Annotated in this window: 12 protein-coding genes and 3 pseudogenes; 10 read left to right on the top strand and 5 right to left on the bottom strand. The window is 69.9% G+C overall.

Annotated features, from left to right (window positions below; translation table 11 throughout):
• A pseudogene (locus ABTX62_RS24635) lies at nucleotides 1-1,946 on the bottom strand (sugar-binding protein); the annotation flags it as partial.
• Nucleotides 1,947-2,099: 153 nt separating this feature from the next.
• Nucleotides 2,100-6,419, bottom strand: coding sequence for a LamG-like jellyroll fold domain-containing protein (locus ABTX62_RS24630; protein ID WP_352118225.1), 4,320 nt, complete (start codon nucleotides 6,417-6,419; stop codon nucleotides 2,100-2,102).
• 176 nt (nucleotides 6,420-6,595) lie between these two features.
• Between ABTX62_RS24630 and ABTX62_RS24625 the strand changes: the two are divergent.
• Both ABTX62_RS24625 and ABTX62_RS24620 read left to right on the top strand, forming a co-directional pair.
• Nucleotides 6,596-7,487, top strand: a pseudogene (locus ABTX62_RS24625) (NAD(P)-dependent oxidoreductase).
• Between the two features lie 42 nt (nucleotides 7,488-7,529).
• Nucleotides 7,530-7,900, top strand: a pseudogene (locus tag ABTX62_RS24620) (NTP pyrophosphohydrolase).
• A gap of 246 nt (nucleotides 7,901-8,146) precedes the next feature.
• On the opposite strand, the gene ABTX62_RS24615 reads toward ABTX62_RS24620, so the two are convergent.
• Entirely contained in the window at nucleotides 8,147-9,049 is a 903-nt protein-coding gene (locus tag ABTX62_RS24615; protein ID WP_352118224.1) for an SCO2400 family protein, read from the bottom strand.
• 269 nt (nucleotides 9,050-9,318) lie between these two features.
• On the opposite strand from ABTX62_RS24615, the gene ABTX62_RS24610 reads away from it, so the two are divergent.
• The 8 genes from ABTX62_RS24610 to ABTX62_RS24575 all read left to right on the top strand — a co-directional run bounded on the left by ABTX62_RS24610 (nucleotide 9,319) and on the right by ABTX62_RS24575 (nucleotide 19,910).
• Entirely contained in the window at nucleotides 9,319-10,482 is a 1,164-nt protein-coding gene (locus tag ABTX62_RS24610; RefSeq protein WP_033306141.1) for a mandelate racemase/muconate lactonizing enzyme family protein, read from the top strand.
• Nucleotides 10,479-11,483, top strand: a complete 1,005-nt coding sequence (locus ABTX62_RS24605) for a zinc-dependent alcohol dehydrogenase (RefSeq protein WP_352118223.1) — start codon at nucleotides 10,479-10,481, stop codon at nucleotides 11,481-11,483. Before ABTX62_RS24610 ends, ABTX62_RS24605 begins: the two co-directional genes overlap by 4 nt.
• A gap of 128 nt (nucleotides 11,484-11,611) precedes the next feature.
• A complete protein-coding gene (locus tag ABTX62_RS24600; protein WP_352118222.1) occupies nucleotides 11,612-12,580 on the top strand; it encodes a glycosyltransferase family protein in 969 nt (322 codons plus the stop codon).
• A gap of 139 nt (nucleotides 12,581-12,719) precedes the next feature.
• Nucleotides 12,720-13,832, top strand: a complete 1,113-nt coding sequence (chvE, locus tag ABTX62_RS24595) for a multiple monosaccharide ABC transporter substrate-binding protein (protein WP_352118221.1) — start codon at nucleotides 12,720-12,722, stop codon at nucleotides 13,830-13,832.
• Nucleotides 13,833-13,878: 46 nt separating this feature from the next.
• Nucleotides 13,879-15,429 carry a multiple monosaccharide ABC transporter ATP-binding protein gene (mmsA, locus tag ABTX62_RS24590; protein ID WP_352118220.1) on the top strand — a complete coding sequence of 517 codons (1,551 nt, stop codon included), beginning with the start codon at nucleotides 13,879-13,881 and terminating at the stop codon, nucleotides 15,427-15,429.
• Complete coding sequence (mmsB, locus tag ABTX62_RS24585; protein ID WP_283970006.1) at nucleotides 15,426-16,670, top strand: multiple monosaccharide ABC transporter permease; 1,245 nt, start codon at nucleotides 15,426-15,428, stop codon at nucleotides 16,668-16,670. The genes mmsA and mmsB overlap by 4 nt, the downstream gene beginning before the upstream one ends.
• Before the next feature lie 54 nt (nucleotides 16,671-16,724).
• Nucleotides 16,725-17,873 carry an aldose epimerase family protein gene (locus tag ABTX62_RS24580; RefSeq protein ID WP_352118219.1) on the top strand — a complete coding sequence of 383 codons (1,149 nt, stop codon included), beginning with the start codon at nucleotides 16,725-16,727 and terminating at the stop codon, nucleotides 17,871-17,873.
• A gap of 198 nt (nucleotides 17,874-18,071) precedes the next feature.
• Nucleotides 18,072-19,910 (top strand): pyridoxal phosphate-dependent aminotransferase, encoded by a 1,839-nt coding sequence (locus tag ABTX62_RS24575; protein ID WP_352118218.1) that lies wholly within the window; start codon nucleotides 18,072-18,074, stop codon nucleotides 19,908-19,910.
• Between the two features lie 87 nt (nucleotides 19,911-19,997).
• Here ABTX62_RS24575 and ABTX62_RS24570 read toward each other — a convergent pair whose 3' ends face one another.
• Together ABTX62_RS24570 and ABTX62_RS24565 are read right to left on the bottom strand one after the other, a co-directional pair.
• Entirely contained in the window at nucleotides 19,998-21,434 is a 1,437-nt protein-coding gene (locus ABTX62_RS24570; protein ID WP_352118217.1) for a family 43 glycosylhydrolase, read from the bottom strand.
• Complete coding sequence (locus tag ABTX62_RS24565) at nucleotides 21,416-22,396, bottom strand: arabinan endo-1,5-alpha-L-arabinosidase (protein ID WP_352118216.1); 981 nt, start codon at nucleotides 22,394-22,396, stop codon at nucleotides 21,416-21,418. Before ABTX62_RS24565 ends, ABTX62_RS24570 begins: the two co-directional genes overlap by 19 nt.
• Nucleotides 22,397-22,488: the final 92 nt, after the last annotated feature.

Here is a 22,488-nt window from a genome sequence, read left to right as displayed (position 1 = left end):
GACTTGATGAACGGGGCGAAGCCGTCACCGGTCTTGTCGAGCCGGTTCTCCAGCTGGGTGTAGCTGAAGGTGGTCTTCGGCAGGGTGATCGTGGGGGTGGCGGTGTGGCCGGTGTGCTGGATCGAGTCGAGCAGCAGCTGGTAGTCGATGTCGGCCATGCCCCAGCGGTGGGCCAGCTTCCAGGAGTCGACCTTCTGGTAGGCGCCAGCGGCGTCGATGACCTGCGTGGTCACCTCGCTGAGGCGCTTGCGCGTCCAGAACGTGGGCGACAGACGGCCGTCGTCGCAGTCCTTGCCCTCGTCGCAGTTGAGGTCCCAGGGCGTGTCGTACCAGTACTCGGAGTCGCTGGTGATCGATGAGCAGGTGGTCTGCGCGTCCGGCAGACAGCGCTCGGCGTTGGTGAAGGTGACCTTCGCGAGCGCCGGAGTGCCGTACATCGAGGACGACTTGAGGCCGTACTGGATCTCGTCGAGGTAGCCGCCGCGGGTGTAGCGGGTGTCGTCCGCGGCCTTGAGGTTGCGGCCGTAGGAATTCTTTTCCTGGGTGTAGTAATACGCGATGGCGTTGCGGCGCGGGTCGACGACGTAGTCGAGGTTCCAGCGCCAGGCCTGCTGGCACCAGGAATCGGCGAAGGTGGCGGCGTGGCAGGCCTCGCCCGTGTCGTTGCCGAAGACTGGGGTGGTCCAGGTGGAGTTGGTGGTCTTCTTGCCGTCGGCCCAGCCGGGCAGCCGGTGGTAGCCGAAGTAGTAGCGCACGCCGTCGGGGTCGGTGAGCCGCCAGTACTCGCCGTTGTCGTCGCCGTTGCCGCGGGCGGTGGACGTCAGCCGGGCGATCCGGGTGCCGTCGTCCTGGCGGAGCTTGAACACGCCGGCGGTGCCGGTCGGGACGAGCTCGCCGCCCTTGCCGTTGAAGCTGATGAAGGCGTTGTCATAGCCCCAGCACAGGTCGCCGGGCTTCATGCCGTCGCTGTTCTCGACGCCGTCCTCGGCACACGGCTTGTAACGGCGCTCTATGTAGCCCGGCCACATGTCGAAGCCGCTGCCGATCCAGGAGGACTGGTTGTTGGTCTCGGTGGTGCGGCCGTCGACCGAGCCGGAGGAGTAGCCGAGTCCGATGCTCGGCTTCAGCCCGCCGGGCACCTCGGGGACACCCATGTCGTAGGACCAGGCGAAGTCACCGGTGTTGAGGTTGGTCTGCCAGGTCGCGGACGGGGCGAGGGTGGTCGCCTTGTAGTCGCCGGTGGCGGCGCTGTCGTCCGCCACGGCGGCGAGCACGGTCGGCTGGGCGGAGCCGATCCGCACGGACGGGGCGGTGAGCGCGCCGCCCTCCGTGTCGTTCACGGTCTCGACCGGCTTCTGGGTACGGCACTTGGCCCGCTCCGGCGTCTTCAGGACACAGGCGGGCAGCTGGACCAGGGTGAGCCGGGCGCCGTAGCCACCGCCGTAGGCCTGCGCGAGGTCGCGGTAGTCGACGCGCACCTGGGCGGTGCCGTCGGTGAAGTTGGTGCGCTCGGGGGCGAGCGTCACGAGCAGCCCGTCGATCGCGGCCTTCCGGGTCTGCTTGCGCCCGGCCAGCTCGACCCGCATGGCACCGGCGGCGCCGCGTGCCTTGGCGGCGCCGACGGAGACCGGCAGCTTGCCGGCCTTGACCGGAGCCTGAGCCGATCCCTTGGCGCCCTTCGCGCCCTTCGCGCTCGCCGAGCCCTTCGCGGCCGCCTGCGTCCCGGTGAGCGTCACCCGGCCCGAACCCGCCCCGGGCCACTCGGCCTTGGGCGCGGGCCGCGGGGTGCGCGGGCCGCGCTCCACCGCGCGGGGCTTCACCTTCTTGACCGGGGAACCGGCCACGGGCCGCTCCGCCTTAGGCAGGGCCGGCCTGCCCCTCCCGTCGTCCGCCGCGGCTCCCGCGTTCGCGGGCGCGGTGATGCCCTGGAGCACCGTGGCGATCATGACTATCCCGGAAGCCAGTGCGGTCTTCCGTCTCCATCGGGCCGCGCGGCCCGGTCGTCCCGTATCCCTCATCGTTCCCCTTGATGTGTGAAAGCTGGTGTGAAACCGGTGCCGGCCCGTCCGTACAGGGCGACGGGCCGGCACCGCTTCCGGTCAGTCAGTGCCGGGTACCTCGGTGGCGACGCCCGGCATGCCCAGCGACAGATGGGCGATCTGGGAGTCGCTCAGCGCGCCCTGGAAGGCCCAGACGTCGTCGACGGCGCCGGGCCAGTACTCGCCCCACGCTCCCGCCGTGCGGGCGCGGCCGATCTGGAGTCCGCCCGTGGCCTTGTACGACAGGACGTTCTCGGACCACGACAGCCGGTCCGCGCAGGTGGTGTCGTCGGACACCCCGTCACCGTCGACGTCCGCGCAGGCGACCTCCTCCAGCTGCCCGTTCACATAGAGCCGGGCCTCCTTGGCGAAGCCGTCGTAGACGAGCGCCAGATGGTTCCAGTCCCGTGCGTCGTAGAACTGCTGGTTCTCGGTGCGTACGACGGTGGCGTTCGCCGCGTCGGAGTCCGGCATCGAGATCTGCCAGCTCCCCGCGCCGGCCTCACCCTCGGCGGCCGGCACATGCCGGATGGCGAAGGCGCTGTTGGACGCGCCGGGTGCGCTGAGGACCGCGGCGCTGCGGGTCGGGGCACCGGCCGAAGTGGCCCAGCCCATCACCGTGAAGCTGGCAGTCGTGTCGACGACGGGCGTGGCGGTCGCGGCGTGGTCGTCGACGCCGTCCAGCTGGAGGGCGCCGTCATCGACCCAGCCGTCCCCGGCCTGCGCGCCGCCGCCCACGGTCAGCGCCCGGTTGTCGGCGGAGGCGTCGGGGCTGGTGGCCGGGGTGCCGGCCACCGTGTCCAGCAGCCAGCGGCCCTTGACCAGCGGCCGCTGCCGGAACATCTGCCGGACCTCGTCGGCGGAGACGGGCCGGTCGAACAGGCTGACCTCGTCGATCTGGCCGGGGAAGAACGATCCGGGCGCGCCGTCGTAGGAGCCGGCGCCGATCTGCACCGCGCCGCCCGCGTACCAGCGGGCCTGGAGATCCGTCTCGCCCGCCTTGACGCCGTTGACGTAGAGGGTGAGCTTGTTGTCGACGGTGTCGTGCACGCCCACCAGGTGGGTCCAGGTGTCGCCGTAGGCGGTCTGGCCGTCGGCCTGCATCGCCCGGATCGGGGTGGCAGTGGAGGTGTCCGACGAGTACTGGTTGACCGCCCACCGGTCGTACGCCTTGGAGTAGTAAAGCTCGAGGCCGGGCCGGTGGGTGCCCGTCTGGGTCACGACGACCGCGGCGTGGTCGGGCTTGGTCTTGGGCAGCTTGGCCCAGGCGGAGACCGCGAAGCTGCGCTGGTTGTTCAGCAGCGGCCGCCCGGTGGAGGCGTAGTCGTCGTTCCCGTCGAGGGTCAGGGCCTTGCCCGCGGTACCGGGCTGCCCTGGCGTGGCGCCTCCGGAGAACGTCGCGGGCGCGACCTCCGCGGCACCGGTCAGGACGGTCGTGGGGTTGCCCGCGCTGTCCGTTGCCTGCTCGTCCAGCGGGAACACCGCCCGTGCGCTACGGCCCGAGATGAGGGAGTCCTTGCCGTACAGCCGGGTCACCTCGCCGGACGACACGGGCTTGTCGAAGATCTGCAGCTCGTCGATCGCCCCGGGGAAGAAGGACCCCGGCTGCCCGCTGTAGGAGCCGGCGCCGATATGCAGCCCGCGCCGCGCGTCCCACGGCGAGTCGTACGTCGTGGTCCCGGCGAGCTGCCCGTTGACGTACAGGTTCATCTCGTCACTGGTCGCGCTGTAGGAGCCCACCAGATGGGTCCATTCACCGGCCTTGACGCCGCCCGGCGACGCCTGCATGGCCCGTACGATGCCCGCGCCCGCGGTGTCGGACGTGTACTGGTTGAACGCCCACCGGTCGTAGGCCTTCGAGTAGTACAGCTCGAATCCCGGGGAGTGGTTGCCGGGCTGCGCCGCGATGATCGCCGCCCGGGCCGGCATCGCCGACAGCTTCGCCCATGCCGAGACCGAGAAGCCGGTCGAGGTGTCCACCGTGGGGATGTCGGTGACCGCATGGTCGTCGGCACCGTCGAACGACGCCGCGCTCCCCTTGGCCCCGGCCACGCCGAGGGTGACACCGCCGCGCAGTTCGGCGGTGCGCTCCGGTGCCGAGCCCTTGGCGGCGCTCGCCCCGGCGCCCTCGTCCAGCTGCCAGGTCGCCCGCTCGGGCTGACCGGCCTTGACCCGGAACTGGTAGGTACGGATCTCGCTGTCGTTCCCCGCCGAGTCGAACGCCTGCGCGGTGATGAAGTTGAGCCCGGGCTTGGCGGGCAGCACAGGTGCCGTCTTCAGCGCGCCGGAGGACGTGGTCAGCGTGTTCTTCGAGGTCGGGTCACCGTTGATACCGAACCAGTACTTCGTCACATCGGTCTCGGCCGCATCGATGTCGAAGAAGCCGTACTTGCCGACGCCGTCGTACCACGGGTCCCCGGGGTTCTCCGGGTCGGAGGCCGGGTACTCACCGGATGCGATCGTCGGTGCCTTGGGCACCTTGGTGTCGTAGACGAAGTAACAGCCCGTGGGGTCACCGGTGTACGACCACGGCGAGTACTGGCCCCCGTCATAGGAGCGCGCGTACCAGTGGACGGTCTTGTTCGCGGTGATCGAGGGCAGCGTGATGGAGAAGTCGGAGCCCGACTTCTTGTACGAGGTCAGCGCCGGCTTCCACCGGGCGATGAGGCCCTTGCCGTCACCGGAGTCCCACTTGGCCTGGAACTGGACGGCGACGTTGTCCCCGTCGGGGTCGGTGACGTTGTTCGCATAGACCTTGCCCAGGGTGCGCACACGGGCCGGGGAGGAAGGCTTCTTGCAGGTGCCGCCGTACTCCGCCGTCAGCTGCGACATCTTGATCTGGGACGGCGGGCGGTTGTACTTGACCCGCAGGAACGCGTCGTCCGAGAAGCGCTTCCAGCCGTACTCGTCCGTCTCGCTGGACGCCCGCAGACCGAAGGTCATCGTCGACCACTTGCCGTTCGCGGCCTGCTGGACGGCGGAGCGCACGTCGAACTCCGCGTCCTTGGCGGCGCAGCCGTCATAGCCGTACGCGAAGCTCTCCGTCTTGAGGTGGTCGATCCAGAAGTCCGAGTCGTTCTGGGAGTTCCAGGTGGTCGAGGAGCTGATGCCCTTGGTGCGCCACAGCTGCACCCCGCGGTCCGAGCACGACGCCGACCAGGTGTTGCGCACGACGAACTCGGCGGACAGGATGCTGCGGCCCGCGAACTTGGAGACGGGGATGCGGTAGAAGAGCCGCTTGGTGTCGTACGGCTGGCAGTAGTGCCAGCCGCAGTAGCCCATGCCGGCGGTGGACTCGCCGTTGAACTTCCACTGCGGCGACGACGCCCAGTACTTGGACACCATCGTCCACGCGGACCGCTTGGGCGAGTACCACTGCGGGTCGATGTAGACGGGGTACTTGGTGTCCGGGCCCTTCAGCACGTCCGCGTCCGGCTTGAGCACCAGCTCGCGGCCGGTGGCGGGCAGTTCCACACCGACGGGCGCGAGCTTCCCGGACTCGCCGGCGTCGACCCCGTCGCCGCTGCCGTCGGTCGGGGCGGCCTCGGTTTCCCCGGCCAAGAGCGTGGCCTTGGCACGTTCCACGCCTGCGGCCGGCTTGGCCGCGGCCGTCGCGCTCTTCCCGGGGCTGGAGTCCCACATGACGGGCCTGGGCGCCTCGAACACCGTGCTGCCCGCGCCCTCGTCGACGGCTTCCAGACCGCCCGTGGCCGTCTCTCGTACGTCCAGGTTTTGGGCGGACAGCTTCAGCCGCAGCTCCTTGAGTTCCGGACTGGCCGCGGCCTCGGCGGACTTGACGACGAGCAGCTGGGTGAAGCCGTCCTCCTGCGCGCCCATGCGCAGGTCCACGTCCGGAAGGACGTTTCGGTAGGTCGCGGTGTCCCCGTCGAGTTCCGGTGCCGGGAGTGTCGTCGGCCAGGACAGGGCGAGCTCACGGCCGGCGCGCTCCATGCGCACCAGGGGCTCGTCGCCGCCGCCGGAGAACTCCAGCCGTACCGTGGTCGCCCCGGGCGCGACCGTGCCGTCGGCGCGCTTGGCGAGGCCGGTGTCGATCGGCTGCCACGCGCCGTCCACCCGGGCGCGTACGGGGCGTAGGTGCTCCCGCGCCTCGAGCTTGCCGTCCGGTGTCGCGTACACCTCGCTGCTCTCGCCGCGCAGCGACACGATCTCCACATCCGTGCCGGTCCGCTTGGCCTTGGCCAGCGCCTCGCCTTCGGACAAGGTCTCGTTGCCCGTGCCCGGTGCGGACGTCTGCCGCGGTGCCGCGGCCGATGCGGTCGTGGTCGCCGCAGGTGGCAGTGCCACCACCAGGCCCAGACCGAGTGCCACGGACAGCGCGCCGCCCACGACGCGTCTTCGCGACTTCCCTTCGGTGCTCACACACCTCACCCCCCTATATGAAAATTTGATGAGAACAAGCTGACGGACTGTACTCCGAGGAAAGCGTGATGATCGAGAGGAGAATCAGGGCATACGGAAACCGCCTCACGCGGGTGGTCATGATCTTGGTCACATCACTGGTAGCAACGTCCGTACGAGAACAGGAAGCCGACGTCATGACCGACAAGCTCACCGTGAGCGTCCTGGGCACCGGCATCATGGGCGCCGCGATGGCCCGCAATCTCGTGAGGGGCCGGGCACACCGTCCGCGCCTGGAACCGCACCCGGGCCAAGGCCGAACCCCTGGCCGCCGACGGCGCCTTCGTCGCCGGCACCCCCGCCGAGGCGGTCCAGGGTGCCGACGTCGTCCTGACCGTGCTGTACGACGGCCCCGCGACGCTGGCCGTCATGCGTGAGGCGGCGCCCGCCCTGCGGTCCGGTGCCGTCTGGATGCAGTCGACGACCGCCGGGATCGACGCCATGGCCGGCCTGGCCGACTTCGCCGACGAGCATGGCCTCGTCTTCTACGACGCCTCTGTCCTCGGCACCCGCCAGCCCGCCGAGGCCGGTCAGCTCACCGTCCTCGCGGCGGGGCCGGCCGAGGGCCGCGAGACGGTGACGCCGGTGTTCGACGCCGTCGGCGCCCGTACGGTGTGGACCGGGGAGGACGGCGGGGCGGGCAGCGCGACCCGGCTGAAGCTGGTCGCCAACAGCTGGGTACTCGCGGTGACCAACGCCGCCGGTGAGGTGCTCGCGCTGTCCAAGGCCCTCGACGTCGACCCGCAGCGGTTCTTCGAGGCGATCGACGGCGGGCCGCTCGACGTGGGGTATCTGCGGGCGAAGACGGGGCTGGTGCTGAACGGCGGGCTGTCCCCGGCCGCGTTCGCGGTGAGCACGGCGGCGAAGGACGCGCGGCTCATCGTGGAGGCCGGCGAACGGCATGGCGTACAGCTGGACGTGGCGGCGGCGAGCGCGGAGCGCTTTGAGCGTGCGACGGCGCAGGGGCACGGCGACGAGGACATGGCGGCGGCGTACTTCGCGAGCTTCGAGGAGGGGGCAGCGGAGTGAGCGGGCCGGTCCCGGACGGGGCCGCCGTGCGACCCTTGCCGCATGAACACTGACGTCCCCCTCCTGGTGATCGTCGACGCCGCGAACGTCGTCGGGTCGGTGCCAGACGGGTGGTGGCGGGACCGGCGGGGGCCGCGGAGCGGCTGCGGGACCGGCTGGCGGCGGACGGGGTGCCGGGGCGTCCGGGGCCCGTGGAGATCATGCTCGTGGTGGAGGGGGCCGCTCGGGGCGTGGGGTCCGTGCCGGGCGTGCGGGTGGAGTCCGCTGCCGGGAGCGGGGACGACCACATGGTCGAGCTGGTGCGGCGGGAGGCCGGGCAGGCCTGCCTGGTGGTGACCGCGGACCGTGAACTGCGGTACAGGGTCACGGAGTTGGGGGCCGACGTGGCGGGGCCGCGTACGGTACGGCCGTAGCCGGCTGCCGTACGCGGCCCCGCGCCGTCGGGTCGGGCTAGCTAGGCCCTTTCTGATAAATCTCCGTGGCAGACGGAGCGGCGTTCGGTGCGTGCTCTCGGCGTGCCGCGGGGAAGCCCTCGTAGCGGAGCTACCTGGGCTTTCGCGCGGTGCGGCGGTGGGGGCCACTCCCGTTCGAGCGAAGCCGAGAGCGGGGGAGCGTGCCGGGCGTCGCGACGCCACGGAGATCCATCAGAAGCCCCCTAACTAAGTGCACCACCACAGGAACCGGTCGCACGTCTGGGAGGGGGTCGGTTCCGGTTCCGGTTCGGGTGCCGGGGTGGTCGGGTCCGGGGTCGGGGTCGGGGCAGGGGCCGGCGGGGCGGCCGTGGGTGCGGCGGTCGGGCGGTCGGGGGAATCGCCCGCCGCGGCCGACTCGGCCTCCTTGCTCGGCTCGTCACCCTCCGGGGACTCCGACGCGCCGTCCGTCGGGGACGCCGACGCGGAGGGCGAACCGGACGCGTCCGGGGACGGGGAAACCGACGCGTCTTCAGCTCCCGCCCCACCACCCGGGGCGCTGCTCGACTCCCCCGCCTCGGCCGACGCGCCTCCGTCCGGGGACTCGCCTCCGACCGCGGCCGGCCCGGGCGTGGAACTCGGGGCGTCCATGCCGAGCTCCGCGAGGCTCAGGCCGCCGGCCGCCAGCACGAACCCGGCCGCCACGAAAAGGGCCCTGCGCCGCCGCCGGCGGTGTGCCGCGGCCTTGCGGTCCCGTCGGCTCGCCGTGCCCGGACCGTCGGCGGCCGGCCCGCGGCCCCGCCCGCGACGACGCGCGGCACGTCCCAGGTGCTCGCCCTCGCCGTCGTCCCCGTCGTCGCCGTGAGCGTCGTCGCCGTGAGCGTCGTCGCCGTGCGCGTCGTCGCCGTGCGCGTCGTCGCCGTGCGCGTCGTCGCCGTGCGCGTCGTCGCCGTGCGCGTCGTCGCCGTGCGCGTCGTCCGGCGCGTACGGCTCCGCCGACCCTTCGGGGGTGGCGCCCGCGCCCCCGGACGCGGTGGCGCCGTAGCCGCCGTACTCCGGCTCGGACCGGCGCAGCGCTTCGGCCGAGGTGCCGCAGCCCGGGCAGGCAAGGGCGCCGTTGAGGTGCCGACGGCACGGGTCGCAGTAGTCCATGACGCGGGAAGATTAAGTTCCCCGCCGGTCTGGTTCCTAGATCCATCCGTGAAGGTTCTGTAGGGACACCGCTCCTCGGTGGTTTCGAAACCGTCGAAACCGTTATGTGCGCGACCCATTGACACCCCCGCCATCGGATCCTTACTGTCACGCCAGCATTTCGAACGTGTGCCGAAATCTCGAACAAAGCGGGTCGCCGGAACACGAACGGGACGCTGACGCAACACTCTGACGGAAATGAACCGACGAAGCTGCGAGGGACAACCGCCGTGCGCATCACCGGAATCAGCACACACGTGGTCGGGACGCCGTGGCGCAACCTGACGTACGTCCAGGTGCACACCGACGAAGGCATCACCGGAGTCGGCGAGACCCGGATGCTGGGACACACCGACGCCCTTCTCGGTTACCTGAGGGAGGCCGAGGCCAATCACATCCTCGGTTCCGACCCCTTCGCCGTCGAGGACCTCGTCAAGCGCATGAAGTACGGCGACTACGGCCGTGCGGGCGAGATCGTGATGTCCGGAATCGCCGTGATCGAGATGGCCTGCTGGGACATCAAGGGCAAGGCCCTGGGCGTCCCCGTCTGGCAGCTGCTGGGCGGCAAGGTCACCGACAAGGTCAAGGCGTACGCCAACGGCTGGTACACCACCGAGCGGACCCCGGAGGCCTACCACAAGGCCGCCCAGGGCGTGATGGAGCGCGGCTACCGGGCGCTCAAGATCGACCCCTTCGGCACCGGCCACTTCGAGCTGGACCACCAGCAGACCCTGTACGCCGTCTCCCTGATCGAGGCGGTCCGCGACGCCATCGGCCCCGAGGCCGAGCTGATGCTGGAGATGCACGGGCGCTTCTCCCCCGCCACGGCCGTGCGCCTGGCCAAGGAGCTGGCGCCGTTCAAGCCGGCGTGGCTGGAGGAGCCGGTCCCGCCGGAGAACCTGAAGGCGCTGGAGAAGGTCGCCGCCAAGGTCGACATGCCGGTCGCCACCGGTGAGCGCATCCACGACCGGATCGAGTTCCGGGAGCTGTTCGAGAGCCAGGCCGTGGACATCATCCAGCCGGACGTCGGCCATATCGGTGGTATCTGGGAGACCAGGAAGCTCGCCGCGACCGCCGAGACCCACTACATGCTGGTGGCCCCCCACAACGTGGGCGGCTCGGTCCTGACCGCCGCGTCCCTCCAGGTCGGCTTCACCTCGCCGAACTTCAAGATCCTGGAGCACTTCAACGACTTCGCCGACGCGGAGATCAAGAAGGTGGTCAAGGGCGCGCCGCAGGTGAACCCGGAGGACGGCTGCTTCCACCTCTCCGACGCCCCGGGCCTGGGCGTGGAGCTGGACGTGGACGCCGCCGCCGAGTTCCCCCAGCAGCAGGCCCGTTTCGACCTGTGGGCGGAAGGCTGGGAACAGCGCAAGCCGAAGGGCTCGCAGTGAGCACGGCTGTCGTCGTCGACGCCCCGGGCGAGCACCGGCTCGTCCCGCACGAGCCCCGGCGGCCCGAGGCGGGCGAGGCGCTGGTGCGGGTCCACGCCTCCGGGATCTGCGGCAGCGACCGCGAGGTCTACCAGGGCAACCGCCCCGAGGGCTATGTGCGCTACCCGCTGACCCCGGGCCACGAGTGGTCCGGGACGGTGGAGGCCGTGGGCGCCGGTGTCCCGGCGTCCCTCGTCGGCCGCAAGGTCGTCGGTGAGGGCTTTCGAAACTGTCAGGTCTGCGACCGCTGCCACGCGGGCGACACGACCCTGTGCAGCGCCGGGTACGAGGAGACCGGGTTCACCCAGCCGGGCGCGATGGCGGCCACGCTGACCCTCCCGGCCCGCCTCCTGCACGCCCTCCCGGACGACTGCGACCTCACGGCCGCCGCCCTCCTGGAACCCGCCGCCTGCATCGCGGCCGCCGCGCTGAAGGGCAACGCACAGCCCGGTGAGCGCGTCGCCGTGGTCGGCACCGGCACCCTCGGCATGTTCGCCGTGCAGTTCCTGAAGGCGAACTCGCCGGCCGAGCTGCTGGTGGTCGGCACCCGCCGGGACCGCGAGGCGCTGTCGCGGCAGTACGGCGCGACGGACTTCCGGACGAAGGACCAGGAACTCCCCGACGACTTCGACGTGGTGATCGAGACGGCCGGGTCCGCGGACGCCGCCCGGATCTCGGCCGGTCTGCTCAGGCGCGGCGGCCGGCTGGTGCTGACCGGCATCCCGGCGCCGGACGCCGACGGACTCGACCCGACCGACCTCGTGGTGAGGCAGTTGGAGGTGCACACCGTGTTCGGTGCGCCGCCGGACGCCTGGGCTCACACGGTGCGGGTGTTCGCCGCCGGTCTGCTCGACCCGCTGCCGCTGGTGACGCACGAGTTGCCGCTCGCCGAGTTCTCGCAGGCCATCGAGCTGGTCGGGGCCGGCGATCCGAAGGTGGGCAAGGTCCTGCTCCGCCCCTAGACGTACGCCGGTACGGGGGCGACCTGACGGCTCCCGTACCGGCGTACACCCAGTTTTGCCCCAACCCCTTGCCCCAGCGCCCCAGAGCCGCGAACATCGTCCGACATATCGAACCGAAGGACATTCCCGTGACCGACGCTTCCGCCCCGGCAGCGCGCAGGCCCGGTGAGCAGGCGCTCACCGCCCTGGGCCTGAACGCGCCCGCCCCCGACCCCGCCGACGCCTCGCCGCACTCCTTCCCGGGCGGCGGCCGCTGGCGCACCGAGATCCCCTCCTGCGAGGGTCCCGAGGCACTGGCGGTGGTCCTGAAGGAGGCCTCGCGGCTGGACGTGCCGATCCACCGGATCAGCCAGGGCAGCGGGGTGTGGATGCTGTCCGACGCCGAGATCACCGAGATGGTCGAGGCGACGGCCGAACGCGACATCGAGCTCTGCCTGTTCACCGGGCCGCGCGGCACCTGGGACATCGGCGGGTCCACGCGCACCGACTCGCGGGGCGCCGGACTGCGGGCCCGCGGCCACGACGCCGTGGCCGGCTGCGTCGAAGACGCCGTCAGAGCCACGGAGTTGGGCGTCGCGTGCCTGCTCGTCGCCGACGAGGGCGTGCTGTGGACGCTGCACCGGGCCCGGGCCGCCGGGATCATCCCGGCCGACACGACGCTGAAGGTCTCCGCGCTCATCGGCCCCGTCAACCCGGCCGCGTACGCGGTCTACGAGCGACTCGGCGCCGACTCGGTCAATGTGCCCAGTGACCTGACGCTCGATCACCTCACCGAGATACGACGGGTGTCGAGCGCCCCGATGGACATGTACATCGAGGCCCCCGACGACCTCGGCGGCTACGTCCGGATGTACGAGGTGGCCGAGCTCATCAGACGCGGGGCCCCGTTGTACCTGAAGTTCGGCCTGTCCAAGGCCCCCGGGATCTACCCGTACGGGCACCACATGCGGGAGCTGACGCTGGCCACCGCCAAGGAGCGGGTGCGCCGCGGCCGGCTCGCCCTGGACCTGCTGGCCCGCCATGGCGCGGACGGCGACATGGCGCCTCTCGGATCCCGGCTGCCCGGTGATCTGCAACGGTTCGAAATTCCGGCATAACGTTCCGGAAACTCGGCTTCACAGAAGAAGACACAGCCGACCACAATCCGACACATCTCTTCTCGGTCTTTCCGGCACGACCACCGGAGCGACTTCGCGCCCCCAGACCGAGCCCTGCCACAGATCAAGGATGACGATCATGCGTAACCGCAGAGCCGCCCTCGCCGCCATAGCCGGAGCCGCGTCCCTCGCCCTCACCCTGTCCGCCTGCGGGCAGAGCAGCGAGGGCGGCAGCGAGGAGAGCGGGGACAGCGCCAAGGGCGGCACCATCGGCATCGCGATGCCGACGAAGTCCTCCGAGCGCTGGATCGCCGACGGCAACAACGTCAAGAAGGACCTGGAGTCCAAGGGCTACAAGACCCAGCTCGTCTACGGCGAGGACGACCCGGACCAGCAGGTCTCGCAGATCGAGAACCTGATCACCCAGGGTGTGAAGGCGCTGATCGTCGCCGCCATCGACAACAAGTCGATGAACAACGTGCTCCAGCAGGCCAAGGAAGCCGACATCCCGGTCATCTCCTACGACCGCCTGATCCTCGGCACGGAGAACGTCGACTACTACGCGTCGTTCGACAACGAGAAGGTCGGCGAGCTCCAGGGCACCTACATCGTCGAGAAGCTCGGCCTGAAGGACGGCTCCAAGAAGGGCCCCTTCAACATCGAGCTGTTCGCCGGCTCCAACGACGACAACAACACCCGCTACTTCTTCCAGGGCGCGATGAACGTCCTGCAGCCCTACATCGACAAGAAGCAGCTCGTCGTCCGCTCCGGCCAGACCAAGCTCAACCAGGTCACCACCCTGCGCTGGGACGGCGGCACCGCCCAGAAGCGCATGGACGACATCCTGACCTCGTCCTACAAGAGCGAGCGGGTCGACGCGGTCCTCTCGCCCTACGACGGCATCTCCATCGGCATCCTGTCGGCGCTGAAGTCCGACGACTACGGCTCCAAGAGCAAGCCGCTGCCGGTCGTCACCGGCCAGGACGCCGAACTCGCCTCCGTGAAGTCGATCATCGCCGACCAGCAGTCGATGACCGTCTACAAGGACACCCGCGAGCTCGCCAAGGTCGCCTCGAACATGGTCGACGCGCTGCTGAACGACAAGAAGCCCGAGGTCAACGACACCAAGACGTACGACAACGGCTCGAAGGTCGTCCCGGCCTACCTGCTGGAGCCCGTCGCGGTCGACAAGTCGAACTACCAGAAGGAGGTCGTCGACTCCGGCTACATCAAGGAGGGCGACCTCAAGTAGTCCCCGCCACCGACCGACGATTCACCACTGACTGGAAGGCACGACCATGGCGGGACCCGTCCTGGAAATGCGCTCGATCGTCAAGACCTTTCCCGGCGTCAAGGCGCTCTCGGACGTCACACTGACCGTCCGGCAGGGCGAGGTCCACGCCATCTGCGGGGAGAACGGCGCCGGCAAGTCGACCCTCATGAAGGTCCTCTCCGGCGTCCACCCGCACGGCACGTACGAGGGCGACATCCTCTTCGAGGGAGACGTCTGCCAGTTCAAGGACATCCGGGCCAGCGAAGAGCGCGGCATCGTGATCATCCACCAGGAACTGGCGCTGGTGCCCTACCTCTCCCTCGCGGAGAACATCTTCCTCGGCAACGAGCACGCCACCCGGGGGATCATCAACTGGACCGAGACGCTGCGGCACGCCACCGAGCTGCTGCGCCGGGTGGGTCTCGCCGACCACCCCGACACCCGCGTCGCCGACATCGGCGTGGGCAAGCAGCAGCTCGTGGAGATCGCGAAGGCGCTGTCGAAGAAGGTGAAGCTGCTCATCCTGGATGAGCCGACCGCCGCCCTGAACGACGAGGACAGCGGCAAACTCCTGGACCTGATCCTGGAGTTGAAGAAGCAGGGCATCACCTCGATCATCATCTCCCACAAGCTCAACGAGATCCGCAGGGTCGCCGACTCGGTGACGATCCTCCGTGACGGCCAGACCATCGAGACCCTCGACGTGAAGGCCGCGGAGACCACCGAGGACCGGATCATCAGCGGCATGGTCGGCCGCGACCTGGAGAACCGCTTCCCCGAGCGGTCGCCGCACGAGCCCGAGGAGGGCGCGGCACCCGCCCTGGAGATCCGGGGCTGGACCGTGCACCACCCGATCGACCAGCAGCGCAAGGTGTGCGACGACGTGTCGATCCACGTGCGGCGCGGGGAGATCGTCGGGATCGCCGGTCTGATGGGCGCCGGCCGCACCGAACTGGCGATGAGCGTCTTCGGGCGGACCTACGGCCGGTACGCGGGCGGCACCGTCCTCAAGGACGGCAAGGAGATCCGTACCAAGTCCGTCCCCGAGGCGGTCAAGCACGGCATCGCGTACGTCACCGAGGACCGCAAGCACTACGGCCTCAACCTCATCGACACCATCAACCGGAACATCTCGCTGAGCGCCCTGGGCAAGGTCGCCAAGCGCGGTGTGGTCGACGAGCACGAGGAGCGGCAGGTCGCCGAGGGCTTCCGCACCTCCATGAACATCAAGGCGCCGACGGTGTTCGAGCCGGTGGGCAAGCTGTCCGGCGGCAACCAGCAGAAGGTCGTCCTCAGCAAGTGGATCTTCTCGGGTCCGGAGGTGCTGATCCTGGACGAGCCGACGCGCGGCATCGACGTCGGTGCCAAGTACGAGATCTACACGGTCATCGACCAGCTGGCCGCCCAGGGCAAGGCGGTCGTCTTCATCTCCTCCGAGCTGCCCGAGCTGCTCGGCATGTGCGACCGCATCTACACGATGGCCGCGGGGCGGCTGACGGGTGAGTTCTCGCGGGCCGAGGCCTCCCAGGAATCGCTGATGCGTCAGATGACGAAGGACAAAGAGGTAACCCGATGAGCACGGACGTGACCGCCAAGAGCCCGGCCCCCGCGCCGCCGGGCAAGAGCGGAGGGGCCGAGGGCGGCGGCCTGCTGCAGCTGGTCATGGACGGCATGCGCCGCAACATGCGGCAGTACGGCATGCTGATCGCCCTGGGCCTGATCGTGGTCCTGTTCGCCGTCTGGACCGACGGCGACCTGCTGCTGCCACGCAACGTCTCCAACCTGGTGCTGCAGAACAGCTACATCCTCATCCTCGCGATGGGCATGATGCTGGTGATCATCGCCGGTCACATCGACCTGTCGGTCGGATCACTGACGGCGTTCATCGGATCGATGGCCGCCGTGTTCATGGTCAGGAACGATCTGCCCTGGCCGGTCGCGGTGATCCTGTGTCTGGCGGTGGGCGCGCTCGCGGGCGCCATCCAAGGATTCTTCATCGCCTACGGCGGCATACCATCGTTCATCGTGACCCTGGCGGGCATGCTGATCTGGCGCGGACTGACGGAGATCTTCCTGGAGGGCCAGACGCTCGGCCCGTTCCCGCGGGGCCTGCAGAAGATGGCCAACGGCTTCCTGCCCGAAGTGGGCCCGGAGACGAATTACCACAACCTCACCCTGCTGCTGGGCTTCGCGCTGATCGCCCTCGTGATCTTCCAGGAGGTCCGTGACCGCAAGCGGCAGCAGGAGTTCGACCTGGAGGTCCCGCCCGCCAAGCTGTTCCTGCTGAAGCTGGTCGCGATCGGCGCCGCCATCCTCACGCTGACGATGCTGCTGGCCAGTTACAAGGGCACCCCGATCGTGCTGCTCGTGCTGGGCGTGCTGCTCGTCGGCTTCGGCTACGTCATGCGCAACGCGATCATCGGCCGCCACATCTACGCCATCGGCGGCAACCTCCCGGCGGCCAAGCTGTCGGGTGTGAAGGACAAGAAGGTCACCTTCCTGGTCTTCCTGAACATGGGCATGCTCGCGGCCCTGGCGGGTCTGGTCTTCGCCGCCCGCTTCAACGCGGCCTCGCCCAAGGCCGGCCTCAACTTCGAGCTGGAGGCGATCGCGGCGGCGTTCATCGGCGGTGCGTCGATGAGCGGCGGTGTCGGCACCGTGCTCGGCGCGATCATCGGCGGCCTGGTCCTGGGCGTGCTGAACAACGGTATGAACCTCGTCGGCATCGGCACCGACTGGCAGCAGGTCATCAAGGGCCTGGTGCTGCTGGCGGCGGTCGGGTTCGACGTGTGGAACAAGCGCAAGGTCGGTTCGTAAGTCAGATCGGGGCCCCGCCGCCAGGCGGGGCCCTCTCCTTATCGGGAGCCGCACATGGAACTGAACAGACGCACGGTCATCGCGGGAGCGGCGGCGGCGGGCATAGCCGCCACCACGCTCGGCGGCACGGCGCACGCCACGGGAGGCAGGAAGCCGGTGAAGAGGCTCTTCGGCAAGCTGGCCGACGGCACCAAGGTCCACAGCTGGTCGCTGGAGAACGGCGGCACCCGCCTGAAGGTCCTGTCCTGGGGCGGTGTGGTCCAGTCCCTGGAGATCCCCGACCGTCGCGGCCGGTACGCCAACGTCTCCGCGGGCTTCGACAACCTCGAGGACTACGTCGCGAAGACCCCGTACTTCGGCGCGCTCATCGGCCGGTACGGCAACCGCATCGGCCAGGGCAAGTTCACCCTCGACGGCAAGAACTACCAGCTGTCCGTGAACGACGGCGAGCAGAGCCTGCACGGCGGCGCCCAGGGTTTCGACAAGCGCGTGTGGGACGTCGAGCCGTTCACCAAGGGCTCCGACGTCGGTCTGCACCTGTACTACACGAGCGTCGACGGCGAGATGGGCTACCCGGGCACGCTCAAGACGAAGGTGACGTACACGCTCACCCGGCACGGCGACTGGCGCATCGACTACGAGGCGACCACGGACAAGGCCACCGTCGTCAACCTCACCAGCCACGTCTACTTCAACCTCGCCGGTGAGGGCAGCGGCACGATCGAGGACCACGAGCTCCAGATCGCCGCCTCCCGCTACACGCCCACCGACGCGGGCCTGATCCCCACGGGCGAGCTGGCCAAGGTCGCGGGCACGCCGTTCGACTTCACCCGGGCCAAGCCGATCGGCCGGGACATCCGCGTCTCGCACCCGCAGCTGGTGACCGCCAAGGGCTTCGACCACAACTGGGTCCTCGACAAGGGCATCACCGCCCGGCCCGAGCACGTCGCGACCCTGCGCGACCCGGCCTCCGGGCGCAGTATGAAGATCGCCACGAACGAGCCGGGTCTGCAGTTCTACTCCGGCAACTTCCTCGACGGCACGCTGACCGGCCCGTCCGGCCGCACCTACCGGCAGGGCGACGCCCTGTGCCTGGAGACACAGCACTTCCCGGACTCGCCGAACAAGCCGAAGTTCCCGTCGACGGTGCTGCGACCGGGGCAGACCTACCGGACGACCACGATCCACACGTTCGGCTGCTGAGGCCGTCGGCAGGCCTCACGAAACCGAGGTCACTGACGCGCCTTCACAGGAAGGGCACACGTTCCGACCGTTTTCCCGACGGTTGAACGGTGTCACCGTGGTCTCCGTATGAATGGGCGGCCCGCGCTCCCCCGCGCGGGCCGCCCTTGAACGTCGGGTCCGGCCGTCCCCAACGGACCCGCCTCATACGGAGGTTCCATGGCCGACAACGTCACGTCGCTGTTCCGCAGTACCGCGGCACACAGCCCGTCGATGGCGGCTCTGACACGCGAGGGCGGCGAGGGAACCGGCCCCGTGGACTTCTGTATCCCCTGCAACCCGTACTTCCCCACCCCGGCCATGTTCGAGGACATGGCGGGCCGGCTGCGCGACATCATCACGTACTACCCGAGCAGCGCCGACACGATCACCGCCGAGCTGTGCAGCCTGCTCCAGCTGCCCCCGCAGTGCGTGGCCATGGGCAACGGCTCGACCGAGCTCATCACCTGGATCGACCACCTGCTGGTGCGCGAGTCCCTCGCCGTCCCCGTCCCCACCTTCGGCCGCTGGACCGACCAGCCGATGGAGACCGGCAAGCGGGTCGACATGTTCCCGCTCCAGGAGTCCAGCGGCTTCGCCCTCGACCTCGCGCAGTACGCCGAGTTCATCCGGGCCCGCGGCACCCGCGTCGCGGTGATCTGCAACCCGAACAACCCCGACGGCGGCTTCCTGCACAAGCACGCGATCGTCCAGTTCATGGACGCCATGGCCGACCTCGATCTGATCATCGTCGACGAGTCGTTCCTGGAGTTCGCGGACGCCGAGGCCGAGCCGTCCGTCGTCCAGGAGGCGATGCTGCGGCCCAACGTGGTCGTGCTGCGCAGCCTCGGCAAGAACTTCGGCCTGCACGGCATCCGCTTCGGCTACCTCGTCGCCAACCCGGCGCTGGCGGGCCGGGTCCGCTCGATGCTCCCGAAGTGGAACCTCAACTCCTTCGCCGAGCACGTCGTCTTCATGCTGAAGGAGCACGGCGCCGAGTACGCGCAGAGCCTGCAGCAGGTGCGCCGCGACCGGCTCGACATGTCCGGCCAGCTCTCCTCCCTGCCCGGGCTGACGGTCTACCCGTCGCAGGGCAACTTCCTCTTCGTGCGTCTCCCCGTGGGCGCCGAGGGCACCGTGGTCCGGGACCGGATGCTCACCGAGCACCGCATCCTGGTCCGCGAGTGCGGCAACAAGATCGGTTCCTCCAGTCGCTTCCTGCGTCTCGTGGTGCGCCCCCAGGTGGACGTGCGTCGCCTGGTGTCCGGCCTGGAACAGGTGCTCTACGGGACGTCCAGGAGGGGAGCCGCCGTACCCGAGCCGGGCAACGGGACCGGCTACAGCTCGGGTACGGCGGCCGTGGACCGTCTGGTGAGCGAGACGAACGGGTCGGGCATGCGAGGGCTCGCGGCGCAGGCGATGGGGATGGCCGCAGTTCCGGCCCCCGCCGGGGGGCCGGGGCTCGCCGCGGCTCCGGCTGCCGCGAGCGCCGGGGCGGGCGGCCCGGGGTTCTCCCCCGCGCCGGTGCCCGCGCCCGCGGCCGCGAGTACCGGTGCGGGCGGTGGGCCGGGGCTCGCCCCGGCCCCCACCCCCGCCCCCGCTCCGACCACCGGCATCGGCATGCCGCTCCCCGCCGCCGCGTCCGCCGTACCGGCGGGCACGACCGGTGGGATGCCGATGCCGGCTGCGGCGCCGATGCCCCAGCCGCAGATGCCGCAGCCCCAGCCCCAGATACCGCAGCCGGCTCCCCAGCCGATGGCCGCCCCGGCACCGCTCCTGGCGCCCGCCGCCCAAGCCCCGGCGCCGGTCCCTGCTCCGGCGCCGGTCCCTGCCGCCGTGCCCGCGCCGACACCGATGGCCGCCCCGTTCACCGGGCCCACGCCGCCCGGTGTCCCGGCCCGTGGCGGCCTGACGGCGGCGCAGGTGCGAGGCACGAACGGGCTGACACCGGCGCCTGCCACGGGGTGGCCCGCCGCGCAGAACTGGCCCAACGCGGCGGGGATGGGGCAGGCCGGGTAACACCTCAGCGCCGTAGGTGGTTTCCGCGACCGGGCGAGTGCGGGCCCGTTGGGGATGTTCGCGCAGTTCCCCGCGCCCCCCAGGGACTCACACCGCCGTCAGTTTCCACTCCTGGCAGGCGTTGTTCAGCCAGGACCACTGGCGTACGTCGGCGCTGTCCGCCGTCGAGCAGTCGGCGACGTCCGCCACCTTCCCCGTGGCCTTGTTGACGATGCGGACGAAGCCACCGTCCGTGGCCACGAACTGGTACCGCTGGCAGGTGTTGTTCAGCCAGGACCACTGGCGCAGGTCGGCGCCGTCGGCGGCCGAGCAGTCGGCGGTGTCCAGCACCTTGCCGGTGGCGAGGTTCACCAGACGGTGGGTGTCGTCGCCGAGGTCCTCCAGGCGCCAGCGCTGGTTGGCGTTGCCGTTGCAGGAGAACTGCCGGACATCGGCCCCGTCCGCCCCCGAGCCGCCTGCCACATCCAGGCACTTGCCGCTGTTGCGGTTGGTGACGGTGTAGGTCGTCGACGCGGTCGCCGGCTCACCCGACGGGCCGGTCATGCTCGCCCCCAGCCGGACGGGCGTTCCGAGGTTCGGCGTGCCGTCGGAGTTCCAGGTGAACTTCTGCGCCCGGGTCGTACGGCCGTTGTCGCAGCCGTCCGAGGCCGAGTCGTTGGCGTGGTAGACGATCCAGTTCTCGCGGCCGTCGGGTGAGGTGAAGAAGCCGTTGTGGCCGGGCCCGTACACCCCGTTGGCGTCACTGCGCTGGAAGACGGGGGTGGACTTCTTCGTCCACGAGGAGGCGGAGAGCGGGTTGGAGCCGGTCAGCTCCAGTTGCCCGAGCTTGTAGTCGGGCGTCCAGCAGCCGCTCGCGGAGTAGATCAGGAAGGTCCGGCCGCCGCGTTGCAGCACCTCCGCGCCCTCGTTGACCGTGCCGCCCTGCCGTTCCCAGGCGTGCGTCGGCGTCGAGATCGTCGAGTAGGAGCCGCTGACGGTGTAGGGGTTGGACATCGGGGCGATGACGAGGTTCTGCGTTCCGCCCGTGTTGGCGCTGCCCAGCATGTACAGCTTGCCGCCCACGTTCAGCACGCTCGGGTCCAGCATCCACACGTTGCTGAGCTGCCCCTTGTAGGTGTACGGCCCCATGGGGTCGGAACCGGCGCTCTCCAGCACATGGCTGCGCTGCGTCGGGTTGTAGTCGGACACGTTCTGCCCGGCGACGTAGTACAGATACCAGCGGCCGTTCAGGAAGTGCAGCTCCGGCGCCCAGATGTTGCAGCAGCGGGAGGCGGCGTCGCCCTTCCACACCTGGACGCTGGGCGCGGTGGAGAGCCCGGCGAGGGTGGTGGACTTGCGGATGGTGATGACGTCGGTCCAACTGGTCGTCACCAGGTAGTAGTTGCCGTCGTGGTACGAGATCCAGGGATCGGCGCCCTTGACGGACTTGACCGGGTTGGCGAAGGAGGCGGCGCTCGCGGAGGGCTGGCCGAGGCTCAGCGCGAGCAGCAGGGCCGCCAGCAGGGTCAGTAGGCGACGGGCCATCCGCTGCTCCAGTTCAAGAGGTTGATGCCGAGCTTGGGCGTGCCGTTGGCGTTGCCGTCGTAGTAGTGGTAGACGATCAGATCGCCGTCGGCGTCCTTCAGGATCGACTGGCCGCCGGGGCCGATGACGCTGCCGTGCGACTCCAGGACGGGCGTGCCGCCGTTGTTCATCAGGTCGACGCCGTTCTTGTCGCGGTACGGCCCGGTGACACTGGAGGCGCGACCGACCTTCACCTTGTACGTCGAGCTGGTGCCGGCGCAGCAGGTGTCGTACGAGGCGAAGAGGTAGTAGTAGCCGCCCCGCTTGACGATGAAGGGCGCTTCCACGGCCTTGGTCCCGGTGGGGCGGGAGGCGAGCGAGTGGCGGGTGGTGTTGGAGGAGAGCTGCTTCCCCGTGGACGGGTTGATCTGGATCATCTTGATTCCGGTCCACCAGCTGCCGAAGGACAGCCACCACTTGCCGTCGTCGTTCACGAAGAGGTTCGGGTCGATGGCGTTGAAGTCGCTGGAGGAGTTCGACGTGTAGACCGTGCCCTGGTCGGTCCAGCTGCCCGGCTGGCCGGTGCTGGAGGTGGCGAGACCGATGGCCGAGGTGTTGGAGCCGAACTTCGAGACGGAGTAGTACATCAGGTACTTGCCGCCGTGGTACGAGATGTCCGGCGCCCAGGCCTCCGGCACGGAGGAGTAGTTCCGCCACCAGCCCGGCCGGCTGGAGAAGGCGTCGGCGCCGTTCCTGAAGGCGGTGCGGTCGCCGCTGGTCTTGTTGGCGATGCCGCCGCCGGTGGCGTAGAGCAGGTACTGGCCGGACGAGGTCCGGATCATCGACGGGTCGTGGGTGACGACGTCGCCGGTGACCCGGCCGGGGTTGGGGTAGGCGGACGCCGTGCTCGGAATCAGGGCGAGCAGTGCTGCGGCGGGGAGTGCGAGCAGGGCGGTGCGCCTGCGCACGGGGGTGCGGCTCATGCGGGGTCCTCCTTGCGGTGAGGGGTACACCTGGTCGACAGTTCGAACAGTGCTCGCAAGTTCGAACGGACCGTAGAATCGAACCCCTTGCG

This window comes from Streptomyces sp. NPDC096046 (genome assembly GCF_040303285.1).
Lineage (GTDB): Bacteria > Actinomycetota > Actinomycetes > Streptomycetales > Streptomycetaceae > Streptomyces.
Note: the sequence above shows the minus strand (reverse complement) of the source record. Positions and strands in the feature narration are given on the sequence as shown.